The organism is Niastella sp., assembly GCF_045805085.1.
GTDB lineage: Bacteria > Bacteroidota > Bacteroidia > Chitinophagales > Chitinophagaceae > Niastella.
The window spans coordinates 1-6,867 of record NZ_JBJMLX010000294.1 but is presented as its reverse complement, the minus strand read 5'-3'; the positions used below and the strand labels follow the sequence as shown (position 1 = coordinate 6,867).

6 protein-coding genes are annotated in these 6,867 nt (G+C 45.1%); 4 read left to right on the top strand and 2 right to left on the bottom strand.

Features of this window, described 5'->3' with window-relative positions:
• On the top strand, positions 1–1,836 hold a 1,836-nt coding region (locus ACJ751_RS15265; protein ID WP_407746367.1), incomplete at its 5' end, for a sialate O-acetylesterase.
• Positions 1,837–1,853: 17 nt separating this feature from the next.
• Here the strand turns inward: ACJ751_RS15265 and ACJ751_RS15260 are convergent.
• Complete coding sequence (locus ACJ751_RS15260; protein WP_407746366.1) at positions 1,854–2,894, bottom strand: LacI family DNA-binding transcriptional regulator; 1,041 nt, start codon at positions 2,892–2,894, stop codon at positions 1,854–1,856.
• 119 nt (positions 2,895–3,013) lie between these two features.
• Positions 3,014–4,042 carry a LacI family DNA-binding transcriptional regulator gene (locus tag ACJ751_RS15255; RefSeq protein WP_407746365.1) on the bottom strand — a complete coding sequence of 343 codons (1,029 nt, stop codon included), beginning with the start codon at positions 4,040–4,042 and terminating at the stop codon, positions 3,014–3,016.
• A 369-nt stretch (positions 4,043–4,411) separates the two neighbouring features.
• Here ACJ751_RS15255 and ACJ751_RS15250 point away from each other — a divergent pair, with 369 nt between their 5' ends.
• The 3 genes from ACJ751_RS15250 to ACJ751_RS15240 form a co-directional block, all read left to right on the top strand.
• On the top strand, positions 4,412–5,620 hold the full coding sequence (locus tag ACJ751_RS15250; RefSeq protein WP_407746364.1) for a hypothetical protein: 1,209 nt from the start codon (positions 4,412–4,414) through the stop codon (positions 5,618–5,620).
• Between the two features lie 319 nt (positions 5,621–5,939).
• Positions 5,940–6,503 (top strand): Crp/Fnr family transcriptional regulator, encoded by a 564-nt coding sequence (locus ACJ751_RS15245; RefSeq protein ID WP_407746363.1) that lies wholly within the window; start codon positions 5,940–5,942, stop codon positions 6,501–6,503.
• 62 nt (positions 6,504–6,565) lie between these two features.
• Positions 6,566–6,867, top strand: a 302-nt coding sequence (locus tag ACJ751_RS15240) for a YceI family protein (RefSeq protein ID WP_407746362.1), incomplete at its 3' end; no start/stop codon positions are given.

The window sequence follows — 6,867 nt, the reverse complement described above, 5'->3', positions numbered from 1 at the left end:
CTGCAACGGGATACAAAGATCAACATCTGGGGATGGGCAGAAAAAAATGAAAAGGTCAGTATTGTTTTTAATGGTAAACATGCTACCACAAAAGCCGGCGCCGACGGCAAATGGTTTATTTCACTGCCTCCGATGAAAGCAGGTGGTCCATTTACCATGAACATTTCGGCCAGCAACAAAATAACCCTGAAAGATATATTGATCGGTGATGTATGGGTTTGTTCCGGACAGTCGAACATGGTGCATCAAATGGAATTACATGGTGTTACTTACGCCAATGATATTGCAACAGCCAATTATCCGCAAATCAGACAGTTTTGGGTAGAAAATAAAAGCGACCTGAACGGGCGACGTGATGATTTAACTACCGGCTCCTGGAAATCGGCTAACCCGGATGATGTAAAAGTATTTTCTGCCGTTGCGTATTTCTTTGCAAGAAAGACCTATGAAAAATACCACATACCCATTGGCATTATCAATGCAAGTGTGGGCGGCACGCCCATAGAAGCATGGACCAGTGAAGAAGGGCTGGCGGGATTTCCATCTATCCAAACAACCATTCAAAAAAACAAAGACACGGCTTATTTCAATAGCTTAAACAGAAGCGCATTTGCAAACCGGGACAACAACGCTGCAGCCGCTGTACATGACAAAGGACTTACAGGGCCGCTTCCCTGGTATAATGCGGCCTATGTGCCTAAAGGCTGGCATAACATTGCCATACCCGGTTATTGGGAAGACCAGGGCATAAAAGAGCTGAATGGGGTGGTTTGGTACCGGAAAGAAGTGGATGTACCTGCATCAATGGCAGGAAAAACCGCGCGTATCTTTTTGGGAAGGATCGTTGATGCAGATGTTTTATATGTGAACGGGCAACAGGCGGGCAACACAACCTATATGTACCCTCAACGACGCTACCATATCCCTGCCAACCTTTTAAAAGCAGGGAAGAATCTATTTGTAGTTCGCGTAACCAATAACAGTGGTAAAGGAGGTTTTGTGCCAGACAAACCTTATTATCTTTTTTCGGGCAATGATACAGTTGACCTAAAAGGTTACTGGCAATATAAAGTGGGCGAAGTATTTGAGCCGGCTACACGTTGGGGAAGCTTTGGCATTGCAGCACAAAATCAGCCAACAGCCCTGTTTAATGCCATGATAGCTCCATTGGTGAATTATCCAATAAAAGGATTTATCTGGTACCAGGGCGAATCGAATACAGGCGGTGCCGAAGAATATGCAAAATTACAACCGGCACAGATCGCCGACTGGCGAAAACAATGGCAGCAGGGCGAACTACCCTTCCTGTTTGTGCAGCTTCCTAATTTTATGGATGTTTGCTATTCCCCTGAAGAAAGCCAATGGGCGGCGTTCAGGGAATCACAATTACAATCACTGGCAGTGCCGAATACTGCTATGGCAGTAGCCATCGATGCAGGTGAATGGAACGATATACACCCTGATAATAAAAAAGTAGTGGGCGACCGGCTGGCACTGGCTGCCTGGAAACTGGCTTACAACGAGAAAGATCTTGTAGCATCCGGGCCATTATTTCGTTCTGCAACCATTGAAAACAACAAGATCATCCTCCGTTTTGATAATACCGGCACGGGACTGATATCGATCGACGGTGAGCCGCTTAGTCAGTTTGCCATTGCAGGCGTTGATAAGAAATTTGTTTGGGCCAATGCACAGATCGAAGGTGACAAAGTAGTTGTATGGAGTGATCGGGTTCCTGCACCGCTGTATGTAAGATATGCGTGGGCAGATAATCCTGATGGCGCCAATTTATACAATAAAGAAGGGCTACCCGCCTCCCCTTTCCGTACAGACTAGTAACAGATCATTTTATGCTATTTAAAGGATGGGGTCTTTAAAGAAGACCCTCTGACAATCAGATCCGCGGCCATAACAGTGGTTTCTGTTAGTAAAGAAGTTTCCCCCCCTTTTGCAATAGTATCGATCAATTGCCGGGCGGCCATCCGCCCCATTTCCATACCGGAATAATTAATGGTTGTAATAGCAGGCACGGTCAACCTGCAAATAGGATCGTTATTAAACCCGACTATAGCAATATCATCCGGCACCTGAAATCCATGTTCCATCAGCGTGCGCATACAGGCAGCTGCCACCAGATCATTAGTAACAAATAACCCATCTGGTTTTTCCTGCATGGCTATGATTTGCGTGGCTGCATCCATCCCCGCCTGTTCAGTGATGTCCTTCACAATAAGCAGATCATCCGCAAACGGAATAGTATGATCGGTCAGGGCATTACGAAAGCCGGTATACCTGTCTCTATATACATTTCTTTCCAGGCACGATGTTATAATAGCTATACGTTTACAGCCCTGTTGAATTAAATGCTGCGTAGCGGCATACCCGGTACCAATATTGTCTATAACTACGTTGTGGTTATTACTACCTGTATCTACCCGGTCAAAAAAAACTACCGGTCTGCCTTCATTAGAAAATACTTTAAAATGCTCCAAATTGGTAGTCCCAAAAGAAAGCGATGCCAGTAACCCATCTACCTGATGATTGAAAAGCAATTGAACATTGGCCACTTCCTTTTCCATATTTTCCTGCGAATGCATGATCATCATTTCATAGCCTGCCCCAAAAACCACTTGTTGTATACCGATCAATGCAGACTTAATGAAGTCACTTTGCAAGGTATGCACCACTACCCCAATGGTATTGGTTGCACTCTTTTCCAATTTTGTTCTGAAATAGCCGGATTGAACACCGGAATGCGTATTAATTGGCCGGTTCAAACCGGGCGCCTTGCGGCTTTTATAAGGAAAATCCCTGAGAGACCTTTCCCCGTTGAGTGAGGACAGTTTATTCTTCCAGATCCCATCGTTCGATGTAACACGTTTTCCTGCTGGCATGCAATACTGTTTCCTCTAAAATAGGTTTTTACCTTAAAGAAAAAGTAGCCGCAACGGCCAGATACAGCAGTTTAAGACAATTGGACGAAAATTTGATACAAATGGAATAAAAAGGAAGCTTACCGCTTTTTGATGGATGACTGACGCACTATAAGTTCGGTACGCATGGTAAGGTTGCTGGCCTGCTCAATGGTGCCCACTCCATTCAGTTGATTGATCAACGTACGGGCCGCAGCTGCGCCCATTTCCTTTCCGGGATAATTAATTGTTGTAAGCGTAGGTCTAATGAAAGTACCTATGGTATCATTGTTAAAGCCAACCACAGCTAGATCCTGAGGGACTTTCACCTTATTTTCCAAAAACGTGCGGATACATACAGCGGCAGCAAAATCATTGTTGATAAATACACCATCCGGCATGGGTTTCATCTGCATTACTTTCCTGGCAGCTTCTATGCTCTCTTCCTCAGTTACGGGAGCAACCACCACCAAACGTTCATTAAAAGCTATCTTATTTTCAGCGAGTGCATCGCGAAATCCTTTATACCGGAGCGCATTTACCGGTGTTTTCAGGCTGGAAGTAATATGCGCCATGCGGCGGCATCCCTGCTCTATCAGGTGCTTTGCGGCCATATAACCGCACATTCTATTGTCGATAACAATGGAAGTGATGCCGGCATGTTGGTGCAGGCTGTCGACCAACACTATGGGAATGGATTTATCAACAAAAACAGTAAAGTGATCAAGATCTTTGGAATTGGAAGAAAGCCATGTTATCACTCCATCAACGCGCCGGTTAAAGAGATTACGGGCGTTTGCCGCCTCTTTTTCAACATCATCCGATGAATCGGTAATAACTACTCCATAACCTGCTTCATTAGCCACTTTTTCAACCCCGGATAGCAGGGAGGTCATAAAACCGCTGTTCAATTCATGCACCATAACACCAATGGTCATAGTCTTTTGTTGCCGGAGGTTGCGGGCAAACAAATTTGAGCGATACCCCATCTGTTCGGCCACATCAAATATTTTTTTCTTCGTCTTTTTGTTGATGGCCGGATGATCCTGCAAAGCCCGGCTAACTGTTGAGGCAGACAGTTTTACCTTTTTCGCAATATCATAAATGGTGATTTCCTTCTGACTTTCCATATTCAGATAAAAATACAACTTTAGCAATTACAATAGCTGTTTCCCAGCTTGTCATTCATAAAAGAGGTTCCTCATGTGACAAATTATTTTATGCTTTCAATGCAATCGGTTGCATCTTCACAAACTTATCATTAACTTAGTTTCAGGCTTTCTATCATTGTTTGTGATCTGCCTGCTGCCTGTTTTAACCCTCTTCCCTTCCTTATTTGGTATGACCGGGTGCCCTGTTAATGCCCATTCCCCCTTTATAGCCGGTTGCCGCGCTGCAACCAGAAAAACTGATTTGCCTGTTCTATCGTAAACAGGTGAAAGGAGATCTGTTTATCTGTTTTTACCAATAATTATTAACTATTAAAATTTAGCTTGTCTATGAAAAAAGATCTAACGAACATTCTTGCCATTATTGTATTGTTAGTAGGTTGTTCCAAAAAGAATACACCCGGAGAAAACGATACTACTTCCGGTGGTGCGCCCCGGGAAGAAGCCACAGCCGCGGTGAACGCCAGCACGGTTCAGCAAACCATTCAGGGATTTGGCGGCGCCAGTATTCCCATCTGGATCGGCGATCTAACGAGCGATCAACGTACAAAAGCATTTTCTACGAGTAGTGGCATTGGCATGAGTATATTGCGGGTAATGGTACCGGATAACAGCAGCCAGTTTGCCGCTGAAAAGGCTACCATCGATGCGGCCAAAGGGCTCGGCGCCCGGGTAGTGGCAACCGCCTGGAATGCCCCTGCCTCCATGATGAGCAACCTGTACCTGAAAACAACTTCCTACGCGGATTACGCAGCGCACCTGAGATCATATAATACGGCCGTGGGTGGCGTTTATGCCATCAGCCCGTGGAATGAACCCAACTATCTGGCCTCAGGCTGGATGCATGGCACCGCCACGGAAATAGCCAATTTTGTTGCACAACAAGGCAGTAATTGTGGTGCACCTATTATAGCTCCCGAGCCGTTCAACATGGATCAAACCTTCATTAACACCTACCTGGGTAATACAACCGCGGCGTCAAAAACGTCGTTTGTATGCGGCCATATTTATGGAAAAACGCCCTATAATCTGGGAAGCATTGGCAAATCGGTTTGGATGACCGAACACTATACCAATTCGTCGATCAGCGGCAATGACTGGAACAATGCCATGACGGCAGCCAAAGAAATACATGATTGTATGAATGCAGGATGGGCTGCCTATGTGTGGTGGTATATTCGTCGCTCATATGGCCCTATAGATGAAAGCAGCAACATTACTAAACTGGGCTATGTTATGACGCACTTTGCCCGGTATATCCGCCCAGGCTATAGCAAAATTTCCTGCACTGCCAATCCAACCTCGGGCGTTTACACCACCGCATATAAGAGTGGAAACCAAATAGTGATCGTGGCCATCAATACAAATTCGGCCATCACCTATCAGCCATTCACTGTTAGCGCGGTTACTGTAAATAATTTCAACCGGTATGTAACTACCAGTTCATCGAACCTGGCTGCAAGCAGCTTTGCCGTTTCCAATAACAGCTTTGGTATTAACCTGCCGGCATCGAGCATTACCACGCTGGTATCGTACTGACAATAATCCATTATAAAAAGAGGCCGCTCCTGTCTCAGCTCGTGCGGGACAGGACGGTCTCTTTCATAAATCCCCTCGCTATTCCTCTTCATTGAACACTCCGTTGGCTGACTGGTACAAAAAGCATTTTGCACTACTATCGGAGGTGTCTTGAGATTGCCTTGGGATTGCCTCAATACCCAGGCCATTCCGATACCATTATGCTACCATTCCAGTACCATTACGCTACCCTTTTGCCTGTGAGGAACTGCCCTGAATACGCTACCTTTAAAGCAAACAACTCACTTATTGGAATAACAACCTTTTATTACCTTTCCCTATGGCCGATCTGAATCAATACTTCATGGAATTTTCTCCCCTGGAAGAAGAGGTGTTAGCTATACTGCTTCAAAGTACTATTACCAGAACATTTGACAAAGGGGACTATTTATTACAGGCAGGCAATACCTGTAAATACCTGTATTTCATAAACGAAGGGCTGGCTAAGTCATTTTTTAGCAGAGAGGATAAGGAATTCATTATGCGCTTTTTTTCAGAAGGCAGGGTGTTTTCGATCTTTGATAGCTTTCTCAATCGACAGCCATCCCGGTACGCTCTGGTAGCGCTGGAGCAAACCACTGTTACGCTGATACATGTAGACACCATGGAGGATCTTTGCAAGCGCTATCATAGTATGGAGACATTCTTCAGGAAATTGGTATCGGTGGCTACTACGAGAATGATGAGGCGAATAAGTGAGATGTTGGAAGATAATGCAACAGAGCGGTATAACCAGTTTATAGCAGAGAATAATCAGATCCTGCAGCGGATCAGCCTGGGAGATCTGGCAAAGTATCTGGGGATTACCCAGCAATCCCTGAGCAGGATAAGAACGACCAGGTGATTATTTACCATAGGGTAAAAATTGGCCGGAAGCCGCATGGTAATTTTGATAAAAATTACATTATGGCTACAGGAACATGGCAGATAGATGCCGGGCATTCGCAGATCGGGTTTAAGGTAAAACACCTTGGGATCGCTCATGTAAATGGGGTATTTAATGATTTTAGCGGAGAAATGGTGAGCGATGGAGAGGTGTTTGACCAGGCTGAGGTACGTTTTAGCATAAACGTAAAAACTATTGATACGAATAATGCGCAGCGGGATGAACATTTGAGATCAGATCTGTTCTTCGATGCGGAGCGGTTTCCGGTAATCTTATTCAATGGGAAGCTGGTGCATCGTGACTTAGCCTATCAGTTGGCGGG

Coding starts and splice junctions, on each gene's coding strand:
- ACJ751_RS15245 (WP_407746363.1), top strand. CDS start 5,940: ATGGCCGATCTGAATCAATACTTCATGGAATTTTCTCCCCTGGAAGAA.
- ACJ751_RS15255 (WP_407746365.1), bottom strand. CDS start 4,042: ATGGAAAGTCAGAAGGAAATCACCATTTATGATATTGCGAAAAAGGTA.
- ACJ751_RS15250 (WP_407746364.1), top strand. CDS start 4,412: ATGAAAAAAGATCTAACGAACATTCTTGCCATTATTGTATTGTTAGTA.
- ACJ751_RS15260 (WP_407746366.1), bottom strand. CDS start 2,894: ATGCCAGCAGGAAAACGTGTTACATCGAACGATGGGATCTGGAAGAAT.